The organism is Microtetraspora sp. NBRC 13810 (assembly GCF_030268685.1).
GTDB lineage: Bacteria > Actinomycetota > Actinomycetes > Streptosporangiales > Streptosporangiaceae > BSRQ01.
The window spans coordinates 24,122-46,957 of sequence record NZ_BSRQ01000011.1; the positions used below are offsets into that span (position 1 = coordinate 24,122).

At 72.0% G+C, this 22,836-nt stretch carries 17 protein-coding genes; 5 read left to right on the forward strand and 12 right to left on the reverse strand.

The window, feature by feature from the left end; all coding sequences use genetic code 11:
• Positions 1 to 287 precede the first annotated feature (287 nt).
• The 4 genes from QSK26_RS22085 to QSK26_RS22100 all read right to left on the reverse strand — a co-directional run bounded on the left by QSK26_RS22085 (position 288) and on the right by QSK26_RS22100 (position 7,443).
• Positions 288 to 4,172 carry a Tc toxin subunit A gene (locus QSK26_RS22085; RefSeq protein ID WP_285777122.1) on the reverse strand — a complete coding sequence of 1,295 codons (3,885 nt, stop codon included), beginning with the start codon at positions 4,170 to 4,172 and terminating at the stop codon, positions 288 to 290.
• A gap of 372 nt (positions 4,173 to 4,544) precedes the next feature.
• Positions 4,545 to 5,534: an alpha/beta fold hydrolase gene (locus tag QSK26_RS22090; protein ID WP_285777123.1), complete on the reverse strand. Its 990-nt coding sequence runs from the start codon at positions 5,532 to 5,534 to the stop codon at positions 4,545 to 4,547.
• Between the two features lie 258 nt (positions 5,535 to 5,792).
• Complete coding sequence (locus QSK26_RS22095; RefSeq protein ID WP_285777124.1) at positions 5,793 to 7,046, reverse strand: SGNH/GDSL hydrolase family protein; 1,254 nt, start codon at positions 7,044 to 7,046, stop codon at positions 5,793 to 5,795.
• A 157-nt stretch (positions 7,047 to 7,203) separates the two neighbouring features.
• A complete protein-coding gene (locus QSK26_RS22100; protein ID WP_285777125.1) occupies positions 7,204 to 7,443 on the reverse strand; it encodes a hypothetical protein in 240 nt (79 codons plus the stop codon).
• Between the two features lie 465 nt (positions 7,444 to 7,908).
• On the opposite strand from QSK26_RS22100, the gene QSK26_RS22105 reads away from it, so the two are divergent.
• On the forward strand, positions 7,909 to 8,823 hold the full coding sequence (locus QSK26_RS22105; protein WP_285777126.1) for a hypothetical protein: 915 nt from the start codon (positions 7,909 to 7,911) through the stop codon (positions 8,821 to 8,823).
• Positions 8,775 to 9,500: an HAD family hydrolase gene (locus QSK26_RS22110; protein ID WP_352244372.1), complete on the forward strand. Its 726-nt coding sequence runs from the start codon at positions 8,775 to 8,777 to the stop codon at positions 9,498 to 9,500. Before QSK26_RS22105 ends, QSK26_RS22110 begins: the two co-directional genes overlap by 49 nt.
• Positions 9,501 to 9,527: 27 nt before the next feature.
• Here the strand turns inward: QSK26_RS22110 and QSK26_RS22115 are convergent, their stop codons facing one another.
• Together QSK26_RS22115 and QSK26_RS22120 are read right to left on the reverse strand one after the other, a co-directional pair.
• Positions 9,528 to 9,710, reverse strand: coding sequence for a hypothetical protein (locus QSK26_RS22115; protein WP_285777128.1), 183 nt, complete (start codon positions 9,708 to 9,710; stop codon positions 9,528 to 9,530).
• Positions 9,711 to 9,832: 122 nt separating this feature from the next.
• Complete coding sequence (locus QSK26_RS22120; protein WP_285777129.1) at positions 9,833 to 11,083, reverse strand: ROK family protein; 1,251 nt, start codon at positions 11,081 to 11,083, stop codon at positions 9,833 to 9,835.
• 390 nt (positions 11,084 to 11,473) lie between these two features.
• Here QSK26_RS22120 and QSK26_RS22125 point away from each other — a divergent pair, with 390 nt between their 5' ends.
• From QSK26_RS22125 to QSK26_RS22135, 3 genes are all read left to right on the forward strand, one after another.
• The gene (locus QSK26_RS22125; protein WP_285777130.1) at positions 11,474 to 12,334 is read left to right on the forward strand and encodes a copper resistance CopC family protein; all 861 of its coding nucleotides are present in this window, start codon (positions 11,474 to 11,476) and stop codon (positions 12,332 to 12,334) included.
• 1,262 nt (positions 12,335 to 13,596) lie between these two features.
• A complete protein-coding gene (locus tag QSK26_RS22130) occupies positions 13,597 to 17,463 on the forward strand; it encodes a ThuA domain-containing protein (RefSeq protein WP_285777131.1) in 3,867 nt (1,288 codons plus the stop codon).
• A 67-nt stretch (positions 17,464 to 17,530) separates the two neighbouring features.
• On the forward strand, positions 17,531 to 18,076 hold the full coding sequence (locus QSK26_RS22135; RefSeq protein ID WP_285777132.1) for a carboxymuconolactone decarboxylase family protein: 546 nt from the start codon (positions 17,531 to 17,533) through the stop codon (positions 18,074 to 18,076).
• 28 nt (positions 18,077 to 18,104) lie between these two features.
• Here QSK26_RS22135 and QSK26_RS22140 read toward each other — a convergent pair whose 3' ends face one another.
• From QSK26_RS22140 to QSK26_RS22165, 6 genes are read right to left on the reverse strand one after another with little or no spacing between them, the layout of a single operon-like run.
• Entirely contained in the window at positions 18,105 to 18,776 is a 672-nt protein-coding gene (locus QSK26_RS22140) for a response regulator (protein WP_285777133.1), read from the reverse strand.
• On the reverse strand, positions 18,773 to 19,312 hold the full coding sequence (locus QSK26_RS22145) for a sensor histidine kinase (protein WP_285777134.1): 540 nt from the start codon (positions 19,310 to 19,312) through the stop codon (positions 18,773 to 18,775). The genes QSK26_RS22140 and QSK26_RS22145 overlap by 4 nt, the downstream gene beginning before the upstream one ends.
• Complete coding sequence (locus tag QSK26_RS22150; protein ID WP_285777135.1) at positions 19,309 to 19,932, reverse strand: hypothetical protein; 624 nt, start codon at positions 19,930 to 19,932, stop codon at positions 19,309 to 19,311. Before QSK26_RS22150 ends, QSK26_RS22145 begins: the two co-directional genes overlap by 4 nt.
• Positions 19,929 to 21,047, reverse strand: a complete 1,119-nt coding sequence (locus QSK26_RS22155; protein WP_285777136.1) for a hypothetical protein — start codon at positions 21,045 to 21,047, stop codon at positions 19,929 to 19,931. The genes QSK26_RS22150 and QSK26_RS22155 overlap by 4 nt, the downstream gene beginning before the upstream one ends.
• 5 nt (positions 21,048 to 21,052) lie before the next feature.
• Positions 21,053 to 21,451, reverse strand: a complete 399-nt coding sequence (locus tag QSK26_RS22160) for a hypothetical protein (RefSeq protein WP_285777137.1) — start codon at positions 21,449 to 21,451, stop codon at positions 21,053 to 21,055.
• Positions 21,448 to 22,830: a DUF8832 domain-containing protein gene (locus QSK26_RS22165; protein WP_285777138.1), complete on the reverse strand. Its 1,383-nt coding sequence runs from the start codon at positions 22,828 to 22,830 to the stop codon at positions 21,448 to 21,450. Before QSK26_RS22165 ends, QSK26_RS22160 begins: the two co-directional genes overlap by 4 nt.
• Between the last annotated feature and the right edge of the window lie 6 nt (positions 22,831 to 22,836).

Below are 22,836 nucleotides of genomic sequence, written 5' to 3' on the forward strand. Positions count from 1 at the left end.
TAATCGCAGCGTTCGGCCTCGATGCCGTGGAGATGGGGCGGAGGGAGGCTCCAGGTCGGCAGGGGACTCGGAGATGGGAGGCGGGGCTGCGTCGCGGGCTGCTCGGCGGGCCCGCGCGGCGGCGGCTGATGCGATGATCGTGCGCGGGGGCACGCGGGGGGATCGACTGGCCATAGGCCAATTCCACCGCACTGCGGCCCCGGCTGCTGGTTGTCGAGCTGTCGGGATTGCGACGATCCGCACCTGGATTCCCCAGATGGTCGGAGTGTCGGCAGACGGTCGTTTGCCTAACCACCGAACGGGAGATCTGGACGGTTCATCGTTACCTCTCTAGTCGCCGGCGGTCGGTCTCCGGGGTCATGGCAACGCCTACGCCTTGGCGGCTGTTGAGCACGTGGATAACGTCTCGGGTCCGGTACAGACGGCGCTTGCCTCGCTCGACGCTGTCGGCCTGCTGGTCGATCGCGCCGCGGTACTGCGCCGCCGCGCTGCCGGGTGAACGTGCGCGGGACGCCGCCGGTGTCCCGGCCGATGATCCAGTCGGTGCCGGTGGCGTCGCTGAACGCGGCGTCCACGCCGGTGAGGTCGGCGAACCGGGGGGACAGCCCGGTCAGCGGCACCGGCCCGTCCCCGGTACGGACGTAGCCGGGGCCGTACACCCAGCACTCCTGGCCCCGGAACAGGTAGACGTTGCCGTCGGAGCTCTCCAGCAGGGCGTCGATCCGGTCGACGCCGTGCGGCGCGGCCAGCGGCTCGGGGAACTTGCCGGTCAGGTCCTGGTCGCGGAAGGCGAGGGCGATCTGGTTCGCGTCGAGGCCGAACTTCCCGGCGAGCAGCGCGACGGCGCGGATCCGCCGGAGGGCGGCGCGCGAGTCGGGGGGCAGGTCGCCTCCGCGTCCGGCGCCGGCCAGCGCGGGCGCGGCCAGCAGTTCCACCGCCTCGGCCGGGCCGCCGGCGACCGCCGTGCACGCCGCGGCGGCGACCGGCGCGGTCACCCCCAGCTCGTCCTGGAGCACGGCGAGCAGCGTGGCGCGCTGCCGGGCGGCCAGTTCCTCCAGCCTGTCGACGATCTCGGCGATCGCCGCGTTCGTCCGCACCGCGACGGCGTGCAGCAGGAAGAAGACGTCCTTGGCGAAGTCCTCCAGGCGCGGGAGGACGAAGTCCAGCGCGTTGTACACCTCGGCGAAGTAGCCGAGCCGGTGCTCGGGGACGCCCAGCTCCGGGGTGAGGTGTCCGGCCTGGACCAGCCTGACCACGAGCTGGGCCTGCTCGTCCGGGTCGAGGCCGAACTCGGCCGACGCCGCCGGGTCGAGCCGGTAGGGGCGGTGGTCGGCCAGCGAGGTGGCGATCCGCCGGAAGATCGCGGAGTTCTCGGCCGCGGTGAACCCGGTCAGCTCCAGCCGGCCCGCCGGGTCGGCGAAGAACGCCAGGCTGCTCCGCGGGACGCGGTCGTCGGCCAGGTGGACGCCGTCCAGCAGGTCGGCCGCCCGCTGCGCGGCGACCGGGTCGGTGATGTCCAGGAAGTCCGCCGGGGTGACGGTGAGCAGTTCGGCCCTGGCCTTGGTGAGCAGGCCGCGCAGGGCGTCCAGGACGTGCCGGCGGTACGGGTAGAACTCCAGGGCCAGCGCCGGCTCGCCGAGCCCGGGGTCGAGCAGCGCCGCCGGGTCGGCGAAGAAGCCGTCGGCGTCGATGTGGCCGTTGAACCGCAGGCTCTCGACCAGGGCGGTGACCTGCTGCGGGGACAGCGGCAGCGCGGCGAGGGCCGCCGGGTCGAAGGCGACGGCGCCGCCGGTGAACCGGGCGGCCAGCTCGCGCAGCCGGGCGTGCACGCCGGCCCTGACACCGCTCAGGTCGGCGTTCACCGCGAACGCGGCGCGGTTCTCCGGGAGGGCGAAGAAGCCGGGCCGCAGCACGGTCCCCTCGTCGTCGAGGTACCCGTTGAAGATCAGGTTGTCGTACAGCTCGGCGCGCTCGGCGTCGCCCAGGTCCGCCGGCTTCGCCAGCTTGGCCAGGTCGGAGGGGAAGAAGACGGCCGGCTCCGGCAGCGGCTCCCCGGGGGCGGACACCGGGCACAGGCCGCTGATCAGGTCGAACAGCGCGTCGCGGTGCGTGCCGAAGTCACCGGCCAGCCGCAGCCCGGCGGGCGTCTCCGGCAGGCGGTCCGCCACCAGGGCGCCGCCCGGCTCCAGATGGCCGGCGATGACCAGGTTGGTGTAGACCTTGACGGCGAGGCGGTCGCCGAGCCCGATCCCCTCCAGGTCGCCGCCCACCACCATGCCCAGTTCGGTGAGGGCGGTGTAGGCGGCGGTCGCCGCGCGGGCCGGGTCGAGGCACAGCAACCGGGCGTCCCTGCGGGACACCACGCCGGCCGGGTGGGCGACGGCGATGTCGTGGATCACCGCGGCGGCGCGCGGGCCGAACCGGGGAGAGGTGAACAGCTCGGGAGAGGGGGCGAGCCCGGCGAACCGCCGGTGCAGCTCCGCCAGCAGGGCCGCGTCGGCGTCCGGCTCCTGCCCGTTCATGCCTGCCTGCCCGTTCAGGCCGTTCAGGCCGGCCTGCGCCCGCGCCGCCGCGGCGCCCAGCACGGTGGCCAGCTCCCGGCCGTTCAGGTCGGCGGACCGCATCCACGGCACCACGGCCAGCAGGGTCTGCACCAGCCACAGGCCGGAGGCGACGTCCCCGCCGGCCAGTGCCGCGTGGTAGTCGTGGCTGCCCGCCCCGGTGTCGATCAGCAGCGGGAAGGTGGAGTGCCGTTGCAGCGCCGGGTCGCTCTCCAGCGCGTCGACCACGTCGAGCAGCTCCCCTGCCGAGACGCCGAGCGCAGCGGAGAGCCGCTGGATCCGGTGCAGCAGCGACAGCTCGGCCGGGCCGGTCGCGCGGTCGAACGGGGGCGGCTCCGCCGTGCCGGTCGAGGTGGAACGTTCCCGGAAACGGGTGACGAGGGCGGCCAGCTCGTCCTCGGTCAGGGACAGCGCCGCGGTGACCCGCCGCCGGTACTCCTTGTTGCGGGTGGCGAGGATGTCGCCCGTGCAGGCGAGCACCGGCCGCTCGGCGTAGCCGTACGGCACCCGCGCCGATCCGAGGATCACCGGGGAGCCCGCCGCGAAGGGCACGTTGAACACCCGGTCGAACAGGTCGCGTGGCGCCTCGCCGTCGCCCGCGCCGAGCGTGTTCAGCGGGGCGACCAGACTGACGGCGACGTCGATCGGCACGTCCAGGCCGCGGTGCAGGTGGAGCAGCACGGCGAGGTGCCGCAGCGCCCTGGCGTCGATCCGGTTGTCGCAGCAGTCGCGCAGCACCAGGTCGAGGTCGGTGAAGGCCAGCCCGGTACGGCGGGCCAGCCGGACGAACCGGGAGACCCGGTCGAACCAGGCCGCGGGGATCGGCTCGTCGTCGTAGGGGTTGGCGGGGTCGTCGGCGCAGACGAGCCGCTTCTCCTCGGCGTCCAGGCCGACCACCGGGCCGCCGTGGTGGACGAAGAACACGGACGCGGCCGAGCGCTCCGGGGGCGCCCCGCCGGTCGAGCCCGCGCCGAGACCGCCGTACAGCAGTTCCCGCAGCTCGGCGCCGGTGATCGAGGCGGCCTGCCGGAACCGGGGGACCGCCTCCAGGGTGCGCAGGGTCTCCCCCGCCCCGGGGTCCAGCCCCCAGTGCCCGCGCAGTACGGGGCCGTCGCCGAGCGGGGTGGTGAGCACGTCGACGTCGTCCTGGGTGAGCCCCAGGTACTCCCGGGCGACGACGTCGGGGGCGGGGACGTCGGCGAGGTGGCGGTAGAGCTCGGCGGGCTCGACCTCCAGGTGGTGCAGCAGCCGGCGCAGCCGTTCGTGCCGCAGCGAGAACGGCATGGTGAACGGGTGCCGCAGCGCCCGCAGCACCTGGTCGGCGCCGACCACCTGGCCGCGGACGACTTCCGCCTCCAGAACCTCGTTGACCACGTCGAGATAGGGCAGCTCGGTGTAGGTGTTCGCGCCGTCGAGTGGAACGTTCCCGATGGCGGGGCGGCGGGAGAGCAGGTCGTCGAGCAGTCCGGCCGGGGCGTCTTCACCGAGGAGCTGGATCAGTTCGGCGAGGTAGGCGGCGGGAGAGTAGACGGAGCGCGACTCGTCGCGTTCGCGGAAGTCGAGATCGCCGAACAGCTGCTCGTAGCTCGGGAGGGAGTCGGCCGGCTGCATAGATCCTCCTGGACGGGCCGCGACGAGACCGCGGGCGGGCAATCCGAATATGAAATTGCTTGGTATTTCCGGCAGGACGTATCGACACGCCGTCCTTGTGGGTGATCCCCGTGGTGAGAAATACCGCAGCCGACCTCAGGTCCCCGAGCGAAAGATCATGCATGCGTAAGCTGGGCGGACGAATAGTATCAACCCCATACGGGGATAGCCATAGCCTCCCACCTGGGCAATCTATTCAGCTCAACCAATGACCATAAATTATACTTTTTGGGGAAATGTCGCTATTTGGGTGGCTTTTATTGGTCGACGCCGGGCCCGGGTTCCTTTCGCGCAGGGCTTCGTCATCTCCGAATGGTTGGTCACGCGGTGGTGCTAGGGAGCGCAGTCGCCGAGCCCGGGGCCGGGGGGCGTGCCCGCGGGGCCGAAGAAGAGGAGCGCGCAGCCGGTCAGGAATCCGGGGTTCTCCTCGGGGACGAAATGTCCCGCGTCGGGGGCGACCACGGTACGCACGTCGTCGGCCACCCGGCTGAAGGAACCGGCGACGCCCGGGCCGAAGGAGTACTGGCCGCCGATGGCCGCCACCGGCATGGCCAGCCGCCTGGCCGCGCCGGCCTGGTTGTCCGCGGCGTCCGCGGCCAGGGCCCGGTAGTACTCGTACCCGGCCGTGCGCCTGGCGGGGCTCGCATACGCGCGGTAGTAGGTGTCCCGGCGGATGGCGTCCTTGCGGTGGCTGTATTCGAAGACCGCGCCGAGGTACGTGGACACGTCCTCGTTGTCGATGATCCGTTCCGGGATGGGGGCCGGGGAGGCGTTGAACCTGAAGTGGAAGGCCACGCCGTACAGGTCTTCGAGCCCGAAGCCGGGCAGCGGGCTCTCGATCACCGCGAGCCTGCTCACCTCGGCGGGGAAGTCCCGCGCGTACGGGTACGCCACGAGGACGCCCAGGTCGTGGCCGATGATCCCGACCCTGGTGTGGCCCAGCGCGTGGACGGCCTGGCGGACCCGGTGCGCGGTGGTGACCTTGTCGTAGCCGCCGGCCGGGATGGACGAGGCGCCCAGGCCGGGCAGGTCCAGGGCGATGACCGTGTGCTCGCGCGCCAGCTTCGGCATGACGCCGCGCCACGTCTCCCAGGTCTCCGGCCAGCCGTGCAGGAGCAGCAGGGCCGGGCCCGATCCGCCCTTGACGTAGTGGATGCCGCCGCCTTCGACGGGGACGTTCCCCTGGGTGAAGCCGGGCAGGCCGTCGACCCGGGCACCCTCGCCCGGCGACGCGGCGGCGGCCGTGGCGAGCATCACCACGGCCAGGGCGGCGGACGCCGCGACGCGTACCACCCTGCGGCCCCACGTTCCTGCTGGCGTCATGTCGCGCTTTCCTTTCGACGGCACGGAAGAAGGCATGCGGGGACCGGTCCCGCTGGACGTGCTCACAGCGGACCTGGGGTGGCGATCTGCGCCCTCCCGCGGGCGCGGAAGACCCCGGCGCCCGGCGGGCTTTCTTGCGGCCTCATCATCACCGCGGGCGACGACCGCGCGCATCTCCTGGATTGCTCTCGCGGCCTCTCCCCGCTGACACCGGGACGGCCGCCCGAGGTACCGGACGGCACGCGCCGGGAGGAGATGTCAGGAGATGGTGAGCGTGCCGTTCGGGTTACGGGCGCAGGTGACGATCGTGCGGGGCGAGGCGGTGAGGGCGCCGGTCAGGCACTGGCCGAGGACGGTGTGCCCGGCGGCGTTGGGGTGCCACGACTCCTGGCAGGTCTGGAAGTAGGTGACGCACGTGTTCGCGGCCCGCTGGATGCCGATCTTGTCCCAACCGGACAGGCTGGTGATGAACGTGCCGGACGGCCCGTCCTGCACCCGTACCGGCGTGGCGAGCGCGCCCGTCGGGCTGCCGGGGTTCTCGCACAGCCGGGCCCCGTCGAAGGCCCGCTGGACGTCCACCACGCGCAGGTCGGCCGTCGGACGCTCAGCCGCCAGTGTGGTGTAGGCGTTCGTGACCAGGGAGCCGAGGTTCTCGGAGAACACGTGCCCGGGGGCGAGGCTCGCGCGGTGGATCGGACAGCCGGCGGCGTACCGCTCCGCCCCGAGGGCGCGGAACTTGTCGCGGGTGTCGGTGCGGTTGTCCTCGTCCCGGTACTGCGGGGCGACGTCGAGCGGCAGCGGGTTGGTGTAGGTCTGCAGGACCACCCGGTGGACGCCGTCGGCGTCGATCTGCGCGAGGGTGTCGAGGACCTGGCGCAGGGCGGCGGTGGTCTCGGTGGTGGCGGCGGCGACCTCGGCGTCGCCGGCCAGGTCCGAGACCGTGCAGGGCTCCTGCGGCACCTCGCCGCCCAGGTACGCCCAGAACTCCCACCAGCCCGTCCAGGCGTCGGCGATGAAGCGGTTGGCGCACAGTGTGGCCACGTCGCCGAAGGTGAACTGGGTGTTGTTGGAGCCGAGACCGATGAGGACGACGTCGATGTCGTGGGTCTGCGCGACGGCGCGTAACTGGTCGAGCTGCGAGGCGACGGCGCGGCCGTTGGCGCGGGCGCTGGAGGGGTTGGCGATGTCGGCGGGCTGCCCGCCGGAGCACGCGAGGTTGAAGCGGTCCTGGATGCCGGGGAGCGACGCCTTGAACAACGAGGCGTTCGCCGACCGGTGGCAGAAGTAGGCGTTGCTGTTGGCCGCCGACCAGCCGGGGAACGCCTGCGCCGTCCCGGAGGCGTCGACGACGGGCTGGTAGTCCCCCGCCCCCTCCCCGCTGACGAAGCTGTCGCCGAGCGCGACGGCGGCGGTGGGCAGGGCCGCCTGCGCCGCTCCGCCCTGGACGACTTGGATGCCGACCGCGCCCACCAGGAGCGCGATCATCGCGGCCGCACGCCGGAGAACCCTCACAACCGCCCCATTTCCTACTAAACAAGCATGAAATAACGGATGCCTGGATAACAACATCTCGCGTCTGAGGCGTCAAGAACTCCACGACCCCAGCCGCTGCACCTAAGAGATCGCGTATCACCCTGATCGTCAAGCATGCGTTTGCTCGCTCAAGCCCTCATCGCGCCTGCCCCCGCAGCACGGCGGTCCAGGTCTGGTACGCCCGCTTCATCCACACCCGCTGCGTCTCCGAGACCTCGGACCCGCCGGAGTGCTTCACCGTACGCCGCACGTAGACGAGGCCGCCGGACTGACAGAGTTCGTAGTACGTCGGCTGGCATGCACAGGTCCATTCCAGGACCAGAACCCGCCCCATGGACATCGGCGCCAGCCACTCCAGCGACGCGAACTCGGACACATCCGCAGGCACATGCGGGCTGACACCCGGACACGGCACCCTCATGACCCGCCATCCGGCGCGTACGGAAAGGCAGGGAAGGGGGCAGGCTCAGCCGTCACCGCGACACCCGGCCGAATCGGACCGGCGAAGAACACATCCAAGGAGTCCATTGTTTGTTCCTCGGACCCGCTGTCCCGCACCCTGATATTCAAGGCAGTTTTCGGGCATACGGTCGGCGCCGACGCCATCATTCGCGCTCGACACCAGAGAGCGCGACGCGGACTGCCGTACTTCCAACCACGACCATCACAAGAACTGCACCGCTGAGCCATGTATCGAGCATGGCCAGGAGTCATGTCGCATCGCCGTGATCACATTGTCGCGCCTACGTCATGCGCGTTTCTTCTTGTCTCGCCATCGTCTCGCCTTGCCTGTTCTGGATCGGTAGCCTTTAGGGGCCGAGTCAGAGCCGAAGGGCCGAGAATGAGCGATCGACCGATCCTGTTGAAGGTCTTACTACACCAGCGCCGTTGGCAGGCATACGGCACCTTTCAGCGCGAATACGACAGGGTCGCAAAGAGCGTCGATCCCGTCCTGGTCCGGACGTGGCCCAGCCGCGCCCAACTCCACCGCTGGCTGTCAGGCACCGTCAAAGGTCTGCCCTATCCCGACCACTGCCGCATCCTTGAGGCGATGTTCCCGGACTGGACGGCCCACCAGTTGTTCGCCCCCGCGCCCGGGGACATCCCGAATCTCCGGCAGCAGCCGCCCGGTACCCCGGAGACCGTGCCTGCCGTGGTCCCACCCGTGGGGCTACGGCCGTACCTGGAACGGGCATTCGAGCGAAGACACGTCTCCATCGACTTCGCCGGCTTCTCCGGCGAGACGCTGCAAGGCGCTGTCCAAGAGCCCTTGGACAAGATCCGCTATGGACAACTCAAGCCCGAGAGCGTCACCATCCGGCTTCTCCTGCCCGACACGTCCAGGCCGATGACCCTGCCCTGCAAGGCCGACGACCTGGCCGACGATCCCGACTTCCGCGCCCGAGCCAACACGATCATGCGCCGTCACGCCACCGCCATAACTGACTCCGTCAATGAGTTGGCCGCGCGCGGAGCGGTCAAAGCAGCGACGGCGGAAATCCGACTCCACCAGGTCGCTCCATTGTTCAAGCTCTACATCGTCAACGACCGGGACGCCTTTTTCGGCTTCTACCCCATCCAGGAATACGACCTGAGGGTGGACGACCAGAGCCGCACCGTTTACGACCTCATGGGAAAAGACGCCGTGGTGTTCCATCACTCGACCGACAACGACGCCGGGCGCGAGTACATCAAGCAGTCACGGCTATGGTTCGAATCGATCTGGAACACCATCAGTCGGGAGTTCAACGGGTGACCCACTGCCCGGCAGACGTTCAGCGTCTCCTTGCCGATGCCACACACGTACTGTTCGACTTCGACGGCCCCATATGCAGCATCTTCGCCGGGTTGCCCGCCCCCACGGTCGCCGCCGCCCTGCGCGACTACATCGGCCCCTTGGGGATCGACCTGCCCGGGCACATCATGAGCGAGAGCGACCCGTTGGAGATCCTCCGCCACGCGGCGAGCGCCGGCCCCATGGTCGCCGAGACCGTTGAGGCAGGACTACGTGGCCTGGAACTGCAAGCCGCGCTCAGAGCCGCGCCCACCCCTCACGCGGACGCGGCCATCCACCAGCTCCACACATCCGGCCGCCGCCTGGCCGTGGTCAGCAACAACTCCGACGCCGCAATCAAGGTCTACATCGACCATCGCGACCTGTCGGGCTATTTCGCCGCCATCTCAGCCCGCACCCTGTTCCAGGACCCCGCCCTGCTGAAACCGCACGTCCACCTCATCATCGAGGCCATCAAGCGACTCGACGCCGCCCCCTCCCGCTGCGTCCTCATCGGCGACTCGGTCACCGACATCCAGGCCGCCATCAAGGCCGGGGTCCCTGGCATCGGCTACGCCAACACCCCCGCCAAGGAATACTCCCTCGCCGAAGCCGGAGCCCACGCCGTCATCAACGACATGGCCCAACTCATCCCGTAGCCGTTGGAGACGGCTCGCCTCGAACACCTATGGCAGGGCCCCGCCCGCGACCAGCGCGGCGACGACGTCGCGCATGGCCTCCTCGTCCTGCGTCCACACCGTCGGCAGCCCCCCGGGGGTGACCGGGTCGCCGATGACCACGGTCGGCATGCCCAACTCGCCGACCAGCGCGACCCGCTCGTCGGCCGGCGGCAGGTCGATCAGGATCATCCCCTGCACCTCGTCCTGCGGGGATCCGTCGCCCCCGGCCACGGCCCCCAGGTCACCGCCCCGCGGACGTAGGACGGCTCGCGCTGCTCACCGTGGGGAGGGCGCCGGGGTACGGGTGACGCTCAGGCGGAGTAGACGTGGTCGCTGATGAAGCGGGCCGCGCCCACGACGCCGGCGGCGTCCTCCAGTTCGGAGAGGACGATGGGGAGGTTGCCGGTCGCGAGAGGGAGGGAGCGGCGGTAAACGACGCTTCTGATCTCGGCGAGCAACAGGTGGCCCAGGCGGGCGACCCCGCCGGCGATGATCACCAGTCTCGGGTTGAAGAAGCTGACCAGACCGGCGAGGACGATGCCCACATGGCGGCCGCCGTCCCTGATGAGTTTGATCGCCGCCGCGTCACCCTGGGCGGCGGCCGCGGCGACGTCCTCGGCGGACAGCGTCCCGGTGACGGCCAGGCGCTCGGCCAGGTAGGGGGAGTGTCCCGAGCGGGCCACGGTCTGCGCCTGTTCGGCCAGGGCGGCGCCGCCGAAGTATGCCTCCAGGCAGCCGGTGTTGCCGCACGCGCACACCGGGCCGAACGCGTCGACCCTGATGTGCCCGATGTCGCCCGCGCTGCCGGACACACCGCGGTAGATCTTGCCGTCGACCACGATGCCGCAGCCGATCCCGGTGCCGATCTTGACGAGCAGGAAGTCGTCCACCTGGCGGGCCACTCCGGCGTGCAGTTCGCCGAGGGCCATGATGTTGACGTCGTTGTCCAGCATGGCGGGGCAGCCGAGCTCCTGGCTGACCGTCTCGCGCATCGGGTACCGGTCCCAGCCGGGCATGATCGGCGGCATGACCGGGACCCCGGCGGCGAAGCTCACCGGCCCGGGCACCCCGATCCCGGCGCCGTGGAGCTGGGTGAACAGGTTCTGGTCGCGGAGCTTCCCGACGAGGACGAGCACCCGGTCGAGCACGTGGGCCGGGCCGAGCCGGATGTCGCACGGCTCGCTCACGTGCCCCAGCACGCGCAGCTCGCCGTCGGTGACGGCCACGTCGACCGAGGTCGCCCCGATGTCGATCCCCGCGAAGCGGGTGTTGCGCGACAGCCGTACCCGGCCGGAACGGCGGCCGCCCCGGGATTCCGCGAAGCCGTCGGACTCGGCGAGGCCCAGCTCGACGAGCCGGTCGAGCTCGACGTTGAGTTTCGACCGGGACATCCGCCCGGGGTGGTCGTACGCCCCGCCGGTCGGCAGCGCGCTGGTGGCCGACGCCGCCAGGGCGGCGGGGTCGGCGGCGCGGTCCGCGAGCTCGGCCCGGGACCGGGGGCCGTCCCTGAGCAGCCGCAGCAGCGCCGCCTGGTGCGAGTTCTCCGGCCGGTTCGACTTCACCCACCACTCCCTCGATGCGGCGTCCGGTCGATGCGGCCGCCCGGCGGGACGTACCCGGCTTCGGCGTGCCGGGCCGCTCTCCCCCGCCTCGGCCCATGCGCGTCGTCACCGTGGAAAGCGCGCGCCGCCGGAAAACATTCTGGTTATTCGCCCGCTGTTTTTGATGAAATCACGAAAAGTGGGAGGCGTCGATCGGAACTGCGGATCCGGCCGCCCGGCGACGCTGCGCCGCAGGTGGGCGGGCTCCTTGGTGGTGTCGGCGGACGAGGCCGGGCCGGTGGACGAGCCGGGGTTTCGCCGGCCGGAGCGGAAGTTCTGTTCAGAATGGGCGGGAGAGGTTAGCCTCGCGGGAAAACTCTCCGCCGAGAGCCGAGGTGCACGATGGGTCGTGTGGTACCGCGTCTGCTCGCCCTGGTCGCCTTGAGCGTGGTCGCCCTCTCCCTGTTCGCGGCTCCCCTGCCGGCCTTCGCCCATGGGCGCCTCGTCGTCTCCACCCCGGCCGACGGCGGCACCCTGGCCGAGCCGGTCGGCGCGCTGTCGCTGGCGTTCACCGAGAAGCCCGCGCCGTTCGCGTACTTCGCCGTGACCGCGCCGAGCGGCGCCCGGGTCGATCGCCGCTGGTCGCACGGCGAGCCGTTCCGCCTGGACGAGCCGGTGCGCGAATACCAGCTGGTGGACGGTGTGTGGGAGCCGCGGCTGTTCCACACCGGGTTCCCGGTGCGGGTGCCGGTGGCTCATTGGCCGGAGCAGGGGCTGTACGTGGCGCGGTACCAGACCGTGGCCTCCGACGGCGAGGAGGTCGAGGGGGAGGTCCGGTTCACCTACTCGGGCGCCGTGACCTCGGCGCCGGCGGGCTGGCGGGCCCCCACCGACCAGCCCGGCCCCGAGCTGCTCGCCGCGGTCGGGCACGCGCGGCCCACCGCCGCGGCCACCGCCGGAGTCGCCACCGGAGGCACCGCCGAAGTCGCCGCCGAAGTCACCGCCGGGGCCACACAGCCCGCCGCGGAGCCGGCGGCCGGGGCCGCGCCGTCGAGCGGGGAGGGCCTCTCCGTCTGGCTCGTGCCCGCGCTGATCGTCGTAGGGGCCGCCGTCATGGTCGCCCGGGTCGCCCGGCGCCCGGCGGGCCGCCCGGCCACGGCGGCGGCCGGGCGCACAGCCCCGGCGGCCGGTGACACCTCGCCCGGCGCTCCGGTGCGGCGCCGGGCCGGTCACGCTCCGGCCGCGAAGCGCCGCAGGCGCCGCCGCCGCTGACCGCTTCCGGACACTCCGCGCGCCCCGGCGGCACCCCGCCCGCGCGCGGCCTGATGCCGCGGCCACACCCCCACGGCCGGTGATGCCATCCGTACCGGCGCCGACCTGGCGTTTCTCTTCACCGCGGAAAAATCGCGGGCTCCGGCCTCTGGCCAATGTCTCCGAACTTTCGTGTCACCACACCAAAAGTCCGGCGTAACTCAACGTAACATCTAGACAGTGTGAATGTAACATTCTAGCCTTATGTCAAAATCCGTCGTATGTCTGCCGAAAACGTGCAGGAGGTGCAGCGATTTGGAAGCGCAGCACCACATTTCCCGTCTCCCGCTCGACGAGCCGTCCCGCCCCGGGGCCGGCGTCCCGGGCGGACCGCACCGGCGGAGCCCCCTCCGCCCGGCGGCGGAGCCGTACCGACTGGCACCAACGGGGTCTCCCGGCCCCGCGGCGTTTCATATCCGCGTCACCAGCACCTGACGCTGCCCACCCGATCGCCGGCCTTAGCAGCGGGCGGCGGTCGACCAGTCCCCGCACCCTCGAACGGCCTGGAGGTCGTCACGCAGATCGCTGATCCGTCCCGCCGCACCCGCTGACGGGTGGCGCGGCGCCCGGAGGCGCCGCGTCACCGGCCGGTGCGCACACTGACGCGCCGAAACGCGGCGCGAACACCCGGGCGGCGCCAGGCGCGGCGCCCGGAACCACCGCAGACCCGGCCGGAGTCCAGCCGCCACCAGCGCTCCGGGCCGAGCCGTATCCCTCCCGCGAACCGGGCACGGAACGGCACGGCGTGGAAGCACGGCGACGGGCACCTCGGAACCGGCCGGCTGCGCGAGGGGAACGCGGGGGCGACAGGGCGGACGCCGACCACCCTGCCGGCCCGGCTCACCCTCGTCACGCCGGCGGAGCCCGGTGGGCGCCGACGGTACCGGCGCCCACCGGGTACCGGCTCCGCCAGGTCGCCGAACACACCCCCGCGGTCAGCGGTCGCGCCCTGGCCGCATGCCCCTGACCAGCGGATCTGAGCCCTCCCCAGCCCGTCGGACCACTCCGCGGAAGCCGACCGTGCGCCCGATCGCCGGTCGCCGCGGTTCACGACGAAGACCCGTTGACTCCCGGCTCACATGGGTTCACAGTGAGCCGGAACGATGTCGCCGGCGGACTCCGGACCGTCGCGGCATCGTCGGCGTGATCGGCGCACGCCTGTCTCGACCCGTACGACAGGAAAGCGAGACCACCCGATCATGTTACGAAGAATCGCCTTATGCGTGGCCGTCATCATGGCCACCCTGGGCTTCGCGGTACCCGCGCAGGCGGCGCCGGACTTCTCGGTGCTGATCTTCAGCAAGACCGCCGGGTTCCGGCACGACTCGATCCCCGCGGGCATCACCGCGATCCAGCAACTGGCGGAAGCGAACAACTTCACCGTAGAGGCCACCGAGGACGCCGCGCAGTTCAACGCGACGAACCTGGCCAGGTTCAAGGCGGTCATCTGGCTGTCCACCACCGCTGACGTGCTCAACGCCACCCAGCAGACGGCGTTCGAGAACTACATCCGCGCCGGCGGCGGCTACGTGGGCGTGCACGCGGCGGCCGACACCGAGTACGACTGGCCCTGGTACGGCGGGCTGGTCGGGGCGTACTTCGCCGGCCACCCGGCGATCCAGAACGCCACCGTCCGCATCGCCGATCCCAACCACCCGTCGAACGCCGGCCTGCCCGCGGCCTGGAACCGTTCGGACGAGTGGTACAACTACCGGACCAACCCGCGCTCGCAGGCGCACGTCCTCGCGACGCTGGACGAGTCGACCTACAGCGGCGGCACGATGGGCGCCGACCACCCGATCACGTGGTGCCGGCCCTACGAGGGCGGTCGTTCGTGGTACACCGGCCTGGGACACACCGCCGCGAGCTACACCGAGGCCAACTTCCGCACCCACCTGCTGGGCGGCATCCGCTACGCGGCCCAGGGCGCGGGAAGCTGCACCAGCGGCCCGCCGAACCCGCAGGCCGGCTACACCCAGGTGACGCTGGCCAAGGGCGAGGCCGAGACCGGCGAGCCGATGGGCCTGACGGTCCTGCCCAACCGGGGCGTGCTGCACACGTCGCGCAACGGCGTGATCCGGTACACCGACTCGCTCGGCAACACCAAGGTGGCGCTCACCATCCCGGTGTACACCTCTGACGAGGAGGGTCTGCAGAGCATCAAGGCCGACCCGAACTTCGCGTCGAACCGGTGGGTGTACGTCTACTACTCCCCGCCCCTGTCCACCCCGGGCGGCGGCGCCCCCGCGACCGGCACGCCCGCCCAGTTCGCCCCGTTCAACGGGGTCACCCGGCTGGCCAGGTACACGGTGAACGCGGACCACACCATCGACCCGTCGTCGGCGGTCACCGTCCTGGACGTGCCGAGCAGCCGCGGCATCTGCTGCCACGTCGGCGGCGACATCGACTTCGACGCGGCGGGCAACCTCTACCTGTCCACCGGTGACGACACCAACCCGTTCGACTCCAGCGGCTACACGCCGATCGACGAGCGGGCCGACCGCAACCCGGCCTTCGACGCGCAGCGCACCTCCGGCAACACCAACGACCTGCGGGGCAAGGTGCTGCGGATCAAGCCGAGCGCGGCCGGCGGCTACACCGTCCCGGCGGGCAACATGTTCCCGCCCGGCACCGCGAACACCCGGCCCGAGATCTACGCGATGGGCTTCCGCAACCCGTTCCGGATGAGCGTGGACAAGGAGACCGGCGCGGTCTATCTCGGCGACTACGGGCCTGACTCGGGCACCGCAAGCCCCACCCGGGGACCGGCGGCCTCGGTCTCGTTCGAGCGCATCACCGAGCCCGGTTTCTACGGCTGGCCGTACTGTTCGCAGTTCAACGTGCCCTACGTCGACTTCACCTTCCCGTCCGGGCCCTCGGGCGCGGCGTTCAACTGCGCGGGCGGGCCGACGAACAGTTCGCCCAACAACACCGGCCTCACGCAGCTGCCCCCGTCCCGGGCGGCCTGGCTGCCGTACGGTGCCGGGCAGGACCGGGCCGAGCTGTGCTGCGGCAGCCTGTCGCCGATGGGCGGGAACGTCTACAACTACAACCCGGCTCTCGTCTCGGACACGAAGTTCCCCGCCGAGATGGACGGCAGGGTGTTCCTCGGCGAGTTCGGCCGGCGGTGGATCAAGACGGCCACCGTGAGCGGCACCGGCGGGGTGGGCGCGATCCAGCCCTTCCCGGCGTTCACCGGCACCCAGGTGATGGACATGGAGTTCGGGCCGGACGGCGCGCTGTACGTGCTCGACTACGGCACCGGCTGGTTCGGCGGCGACGCCAACTCGGCGGTGTACCGGATCGACTACAACTCGGGCACCGGCCGGGCGCCGATCCCGGTGGCCGCGGCCAACCCGAGGGGCGGGGCCGCACCGCTCACCGTGCAGTTCAGCTCCGCCGGGACCACCGACCCCGACGGTGACCCGGTCACGTACGCCTGGGACTTCCAGACGAACGGCAGCGTCGACTCGACCGCGGCCAACCCGTCGTTCACCTACACGGCCAACGGCTCGTACACGGCGACGCTGACGGTCACCGACAACACCGGCCGCAGCGGCACGGCGAGCGTCGTCATCGGCGTCGGCCAGCCGACGGTCACCCTCAACCTGCCGCTCAACGGGCGGGTGTTCAACTTCGGCGACGCGATCCCGTTCCAGGTGAGCGTCACCGATCCGGGCTCCCCGACCATCGACTGCAGCCGGGTGACGGTCAACTACATCCTGGGCCACGACAGCCACGGCCACGGGATGGCCAGTGCCAACGGGTGCTCGGGCACCATCCAGACGACCGTGGACGGTGAGCACGACGCCAACGCGAACATCTTCGGAGTCTTCGACGCCGAGTACACCCCGCCCGGTTCGACCACGGCCATCCACGCGCCGCAGGCCGTCCTGCAGCCGCGTACCCGCCAGGCCGAGCACTACAGCGCGCAGCAGGGCGTGACGGTCACCCCGCGCGCGTCGGCCAACGGCGGCAACGTGGTCGGGTCCATCGCGAACGGCGACTGGATCTCGTTCACGCCGTACAACCTGACCGGGGTCACGTCGTTCTCGGCCCGGGTCGCCTCGGCCGGCGCCGGCGGCACGCTGACGCTGCGCACCGGTTCGGCGACCGGAGCGGTGATCGGCACGGCGACGGTCGCGCCGACCGGCGGCTGGGAGGACTACGTCACCGTGACCGGCACCGTGACGCCGCCCACCGGGACGCAGAACCTGTTCCTGGTCTTCACCGGCGGCACCGGGACGCTGTTCGAGGTCGACGCGTTCACCCTGAACAGCGGCACGCAGCCGCCGACGGCCAACCTCGCCCTCAACAAGCCGGCGACCGCCTCCAGCCTGGAGGCCCCCGAGTTCCCGGCCTCCGCCGCGGTGGACGGCTCACCGACCACCCGGTGGGCCAGCGCCTTCGCCGACCCGCAGTGGATCCAGGTCGACCTCGGCGCCACCTACACCATCGACCGGGTACGCCTCGTCTGGGAGGCCGCGTACGGCTCCGCCTACCAGATCCAGACGTCACCCAACGGCACCACCTGGACCACCGTCCGGACCATCACCGGTGCCAACGGCGGCGAGGACGACCACACCGCCCTCAACGCCTCCGCCCGATACGTCCGCATCTACGGCACGACCCGCGCCACCGGATGGGGATACTCGCTGTTCACCTTCGAGGTCTTCGGCGCCACCGGCCCTCCGCCCACGGCGACGAACGTCGCCCTGAACAAGCCGGCGACCGCCTCCAGCCTGGAAGCCCCCGAGTTCCCGGCCTCCGCCGCGGTTGACGCGTCACCGACCACCCGGTGGTCGAGCGCCTTCGCCGACCCGCAGTGGATCCAGGTCGACCTCGGCGCCACCTACACCATCGACCGGGTACGCCTCCTGTGGGAAGGCGCGTACGGCACGGCCTACCAGATCCAAACCTCACCCAACGGCACCACCTGGACCACCGTCCGGACCATCACCGGCGCGAACGGCGGTGAGGACGACCACACCGCCCTGAACGCCTCCGGCAGATATGTCCGCATCTACGGCACCGCACGCGGCACCGGATACGGATACTCGCTGTACACCTTCGAGGTGTACGGCAGATGATCGAACGGCGGGCCGGCAGCCACGCGGCTGCCGGCCCGCCCCTTTCGCACAGATCAGGGAGCCTGATATGCCGCACATCGCGTTACCCGACGAGACGCCGGGCATCGCCGGCCTGTTCGCCTTCCGTCCGGAGACCGCCGGCCCGCTCACCGCGCTGGCCGAGACGCTGCTGCGCGGGCCGAACAGCCTGAGCCGCGGCGAGCGCGAGCTCATCGCCGCCTACGTGTCCTCGCTCAACGCGTGCCGCTTCTGCGCCTCCTCGCACGCGGCCTTCGCCGCCGCCCAGCTTCCCGAGGGCCGGCAGCTCGTCGACCAGGTCTGCGCCGACCCGCACACCGCACCCGTGTCACCCAAGCTCGGCGCGCTGCTGCGCATCGCGGCCTCGGTCCAGCGCGACGGCCGCTCGGTGTCCGAGGACGAGGTCGCCGCCGCCAGGAAGGAGGGCGCGACCGATGTCGAGATCCACGACACCGTGCTCATCGCCGCCGCCTTCTGCATGTTCAACCGCTACGTGGACGGGCTGGCGGCCACCGTGCCCGAGGATCCCGCGGCCTACGCGGCGATGGCCGAGCGGATCGTGACCCACGGGTACGGCAGCACGGTTTCCGGCTGACACCTCCCGCTCCGGCGGGACCGGCGGGTCACAGCAGGCGCAGGTCGCGCAGCCGGGTCCACGCCATCAGCACGTGCACCCGGTCCGGCAGGCCGAGCTTGGCGAGGACGCTCGACACGTGCACCTTGACGGTGTAGCGGCTGATGACGAGCCGGTGCGCGATCTCGTCGTTGGACAGGCCCTGCGCGATCAGCTCGCACACCTCGCGTTCACGACCGGTCAGCCGGGCCGCCGTCTCCCTCAGCGCCCGGTCCTCGTCGGTCGGCGCCATCGGCCGCAGCGCCTCGATCATCCGGGTGGTCGCCTCGGGAGCCAGCACCGACTGCCCGGCCGCGACGATCCGGATGCCGTCGCGGATCCGCTCGCCCGGCGCGTCCTTGAGCAGAAACCCGCTCGCCCCTGCCTGCAACCCGGCGTAGACGTAACTGTCCAGGTCGTACGTGGTCAGGATCAGGACGCGGGGCGGACCGCCCGCGTTCCGCGCGGTGATGCGGCGGGTCGCCTCGATGCCGTCCATGCCCGGCAGGCGGATGTCCATCAGCACCACGTCGGGCCGCTGCTCGGCCGCGACCGCCACCGCCGTCGCGCCGTCGCCCACCGCGCCCACCACGGTCAGGTCGGCAGCCGCTCCGACCAGGCGGACCAGCGCCTCGCGGAGCAGCTGCTCGTCGTCGCAGACCAGCACCCGGATGCCGGTCACGACGTGCTCCGCAGCGGCAGGGTGGCGCACACCTCGAACGTGCCGGCGTGGTCGCTCACCCGCACCGAGCCGCCCAGCAGCTCGACGCGCTCCCTCATGCCGATCAGCCCCACCCCGGCCCCGTCGCCGATCGTCCCGGTCCGGCCGGGCACCGGATTGGTGACGCGCACCGTGAGCCGCGCCGGCTCGTAGGCGAGCAGGACGCGGACGTCGACGCGGCCCGCGTGCCTGGCGGCGTTGGTGAGCGCCTCCTGTACGACGCGGTAGGCGGCGAGTTCGATGCTGGCGTCGACCTGGCGCACGTCTCCTTCGCGTTCCAGCAGCACGCGCGGCCCGCCGGGCGGCGCCGCGGCCACCAGCTCGTCGAGCTGTGCCAGCTTCGGCGGCGGCGCCAGCGGATCGTGCCCCGGCACGGTCTCCCTGAGCACCTCCCCGCGCCCGATGTCCCCGTGCCCGATGTCGCCGCGCCCGATGTCGCCGCGCCCGATCAACCAGCCGACCAGCGGCGGCAGGAGGGCCAGCAGGCCGTCGCTCATCCACTCCAGGTGGCTTCCGCGCCGTGTCTCCGCCGGCCCCGGCGCCAGCCGTGCGCCAGGAGCAGCGCGACCGGCGCCCACGGGGCCAGCGCGATCGTCCAGCTCAGCGTGAGCGGTGGCCCCGGCGGCTCGATCGCGCGGATCGGCAGGACTCCGGTCGAGGTCCCTCCCGGTCCCCGCACGGCGAACTCGAACCGCCATGTGCCCTCCTCCGGCAGCGAGACGACGTCCAGCCCCCAGACCTGGCGCGCCCTCGGATGCCGGGGCAGCACAACGCTGTCGCCACGGCGCTGCAGGACGATGCCCTTGAGCCCGCGGCGGTCGCCGGTCGGTGAGACGGTCGTGACCCACCCGGTGCGCCCTTCGATGCCGCCGGTGGGCTCGAAGACGAAGTCCAGCGACTGCAGCGCGCGGATCGGCCACTCTGTGAACGATACGTTGATCGCCGACCGGTCGCTCATCCGTACGGTCTCGGTGTGCACGATCTCACCCGGCAGGGGAGGCGCGGCCACGGCGGGGGTCGCGCCCATGTGCAGCGTCGCAGCCGCCGCCGCGGCCACCGCCGCGAGCGCCCGTCTCCGCGGGCCGCGGACACGGTGCCGTCGCGTACCGGGGCTCATGCCGGCACCGTCCCGGGTGCGCGCACGCCGAAGCGGCGTAACAGGACGGCGCACCGCCAGCCCAGCACCCCCATGCCCATCCCGACGGCGGTCACCGCCGGCAGCGTGGCCGCCAGGCTCATGTCCAGCCCCACGGCTCCGTAGAACAGCGCGGTGTTGATCCCGGCCAGCGCGCCGATCGCCGCCGTGACACCCAGCGGGCCCGCGCCGCGCCGCACGGCCCACGCGGCCACCCCGCCTGCCAGCAGCGCGACCAGCGGGAACGTGGCAGGGAAGCCGATCAGCACCTGCGGCAGGTTGGCCGCGTAGTCGCGCATCGGCTGACCGATCGCCTCGGCGTACCAGCGCGTGGCGGCGGGCGCGAACAGCGCGAGCGTGCCCTGCACCACCAGGAAGGTCAGGCCCAGCGCCGCCGGCCAGTGCCAGCCGCGGGTGAGGCCGACGATGAGGCTCAGGGTGAGCGCGCCCACCGCGCCGAGCCCGAGCACGCGGGGCGCCACGCCGGGCACCCAGCCGAGGACCAGCTCGGACAGCATGCCGAACGCCGACGTCGACCCGATGGTGGCCAGCCCGATCGCCAACGCCAGCCCCCACCGCTCGGCGCGGGTACGGCGCAGCACGGCGAAGGCCATCACCATGGCGCAGATCTCCACCTGGATGGACAGCCCCAGCCCGAAGTGGGACGGCGTCGCCCCGGCCGCGATGTCGAAGCCGTACACCTCGTGCCACCACAGGTCGGAACCGGCGTACAGGAGGTTGCCCGCCGCGCCGAGCCCGCCCACGAGGAAGGGCCAGGGCGCGCGGAAGGTGCGCAGCACCGTGACCGACGGGGTGCCGGTCGACGGCCCGCGCGCCCAGGTGGACAGCAGGACCACGGTCAGGCAGGTCAGGCCGACGATTCCGGTGCCCGAGTAGAGGAGCAGGTGCGGGGCGGTCCAGAAATTGTCGGGGCCGACGTCTCCGTGCCACTGCCCGTCCCAGATCATGCCGACCAGCAGAGTCGCGTAGCCGAACATCAGGAACCAGGCGCCGGTGACCTCCCTTCGTGGCACGTCCCGGACCGCCGGGGCCGTGTCCGCGCGCTGGGGCGGATCCGTTGTCTGACGGGTAGCCATGTGATCTACTCCTGTTCTCCGACGAGTGTGTTGACCTTGATGACCTCGGTGCCCGAGGGGCCGCGCACCCGGATCCCGATCTCCCAGGCGCCCGGCATGGTGAACAGTTCGCCGCGGGCCACGTAGTGACCGGCGCCGTCGCGACGGGCGGCGATCTCGGGGGTCGTGTGTCCCATGTGCGGCATCACGGCGAACAGCGACACCTCCGCGGGCGCCGCCGGGGCGATCTCGACGCGGGCCTCCACAGTGCCGGTGCCCGGCCGGAGCGCCACGACGACCGCGTAGTGCGCGCCCCGGCCCGGCAACTCCACCGGTCCCGGCCCGGCACCGCCGACCAGGAGCCAGCCGATGCCGGCCGTGAGCAGCAGGACGGGCAGCACGAGGTACGCCGCGCGCCGCCTCATCTCGGGTGCCCTTCCGCCGCGACGTCGATGACGTGCGGCACCGTGACGATCTCGTAGTTCCTGGCGTACTGGGTCCAGGCCAGGTAGCGGCCGGGCCGGGGGAAGCTGAAGGCGAACTCCAGCCTCGGCCCGTAGCCCGTGACGGACTCGTCCGGCACGTTCCGCGCGTCCGTGGCCATCGAGCGGGACTCGTGGACGTGGCCGAGGTAGCCGCCGTCCCGGCTGCGCACGATCAGGTGACCGGCCATGCCGAGCCACGGCTGCAGGTCGGCATGGCCGGTGTCCAGGGTGAGGCGTACGGGCCGTCCGGCCACCGGCCGCGCGGGCTCGGTGACCAGGGCGTTCCCGCCCGGACCAGCCGCGACAGGCGCCGGGCCCGCCGCGTCCGACGGGTCCGACGGGTCCGACGGGTCCCCCGGTCGCCCGTCGTCGCCGACGGTGAACGCGCCGGTGACGAGCTGCCCGCCCGCGCCGGTCCGCTCGAACTCCGCGTACACCCGGTGCCGGCCGTGCGCCTGCGCGCCCAGCCGGACCTCGTAGACGCCGGGCGCCGGGCGGATCGGATGCACATGGCGGAAGTACGAGCCGTCCTCGCTGGTCACCACGACGTGCGACAGCGCGGCGTGATGCTCGGCCAGGTCGTCCACCGGATGGCCGGACGAGCCGTCGAACAGCGCCAGGCGCAGCACGAACTCCGACCCGCGCACGGGCCGCTCCGGGGCCACCTCGACCACCGGCTGCGCGTTCGGCCGTCCCGGCGTCACCTCCTGCGGCGGCGCCGGCGGCATTCCGTCCGGCGCCGCCGGCGCGAACCACGGCGACAGCACTCCCACGGTGAACGCCACGACCGTCGCCACCACGAACCCGCCCGCGAACCCGCCCGCGACCGCCCGCCCGAACCACAGCGCGCCCGCCAGCGCGCCGACCAGCGCCACCGCCGCGCAGGCGAAGGCCGCGTACATCACCACTTCCCACAGCGGCGCCCGCGGTACCAGCACGGCGAGCGGCAGCAGCGATCTCTCCTCGCCCGCGCGGACCTCCAGCTCGTGCGGGCCCACCCGGTCCACCGACAGCAGCGCGGGATACATTCCGGCCCTGCCCGGCTCGATCCGCACGGAACCGGCCGACGAACCGCCGCCCTCGGCGGACCTGATCGTCAGATCGACCCGGCCGCCCCGGCCCGGATCGTGCGCGACCACGTCCACCTGCAACGGGGCGGGCACCCGCACGCTCGCCCGCACCACGACGGTGATCTCCATGCCGGCGATCGTCTGGGCGAAGCGCGCGTCGGCGTCTCCACCGCGCCCGTGCGCCGCGGCCGGCCCCGCCCAGGCGAGCAGGGCCACCGACGCGAGAAGAAGCGGGATGAGGCGTTTCACGAGCCC

Excerpts from the sequence above, each read along its gene's own strand:
- QSK26_RS22110 (WP_352244372.1), top strand. The coding sequence starts at position 8,775 with ATGGTTCGAATCGATCTGGAACACCATCAGTCGGGAGTTCAACGGGTG.
- QSK26_RS22155 (WP_285777136.1), bottom strand. The coding sequence starts at position 21,047 with ATGGCTACCCGTCAGACAACGGATCCGCCCCAGCGCGCGGACACGGCC.
- QSK26_RS22105 (WP_285777126.1), top strand. The coding sequence starts at position 7,909 with ATGAGCGATCGACCGATCCTGTTGAAGGTCTTACTACACCAGCGCCGT.
- QSK26_RS22150 (WP_285777135.1), bottom strand. The coding sequence starts at position 19,932 with ATGAGCCCCGGTACGCGACGGCACCGTGTCCGCGGCCCGCGGAGACGG.
- QSK26_RS22145 (WP_285777134.1), bottom strand. The coding sequence starts at position 19,312 with ATGAGCGACGGCCTGCTGGCCCTCCTGCCGCCGCTGGTCGGCTGGTTG.
- QSK26_RS22160 (WP_285777137.1), bottom strand. The coding sequence starts at position 21,451 with ATGAGGCGGCGCGCGGCGTACCTCGTGCTGCCCGTCCTGCTGCTCACG.
- QSK26_RS22085 (WP_285777122.1), bottom strand. The coding sequence starts at position 4,172 with ATGCAGCCGGCCGACTCCCTCCCGAGCTACGAGCAGCTGTTCGGCGAT.
- QSK26_RS22135 (WP_285777132.1), top strand. The coding sequence starts at position 17,531 with ATGCCGCACATCGCGTTACCCGACGAGACGCCGGGCATCGCCGGCCTG.
- QSK26_RS22115 (WP_285777128.1), bottom strand. The coding sequence starts at position 9,710 with ATGATCCTGATCGACCTGCCGCCGGCCGACGAGCGGGTCGCGCTGGTC.
- QSK26_RS22090 (WP_285777123.1), bottom strand. The coding sequence starts at position 5,534 with ATGACGCCAGCAGGAACGTGGGGCCGCAGGGTGGTACGCGTCGCGGCG.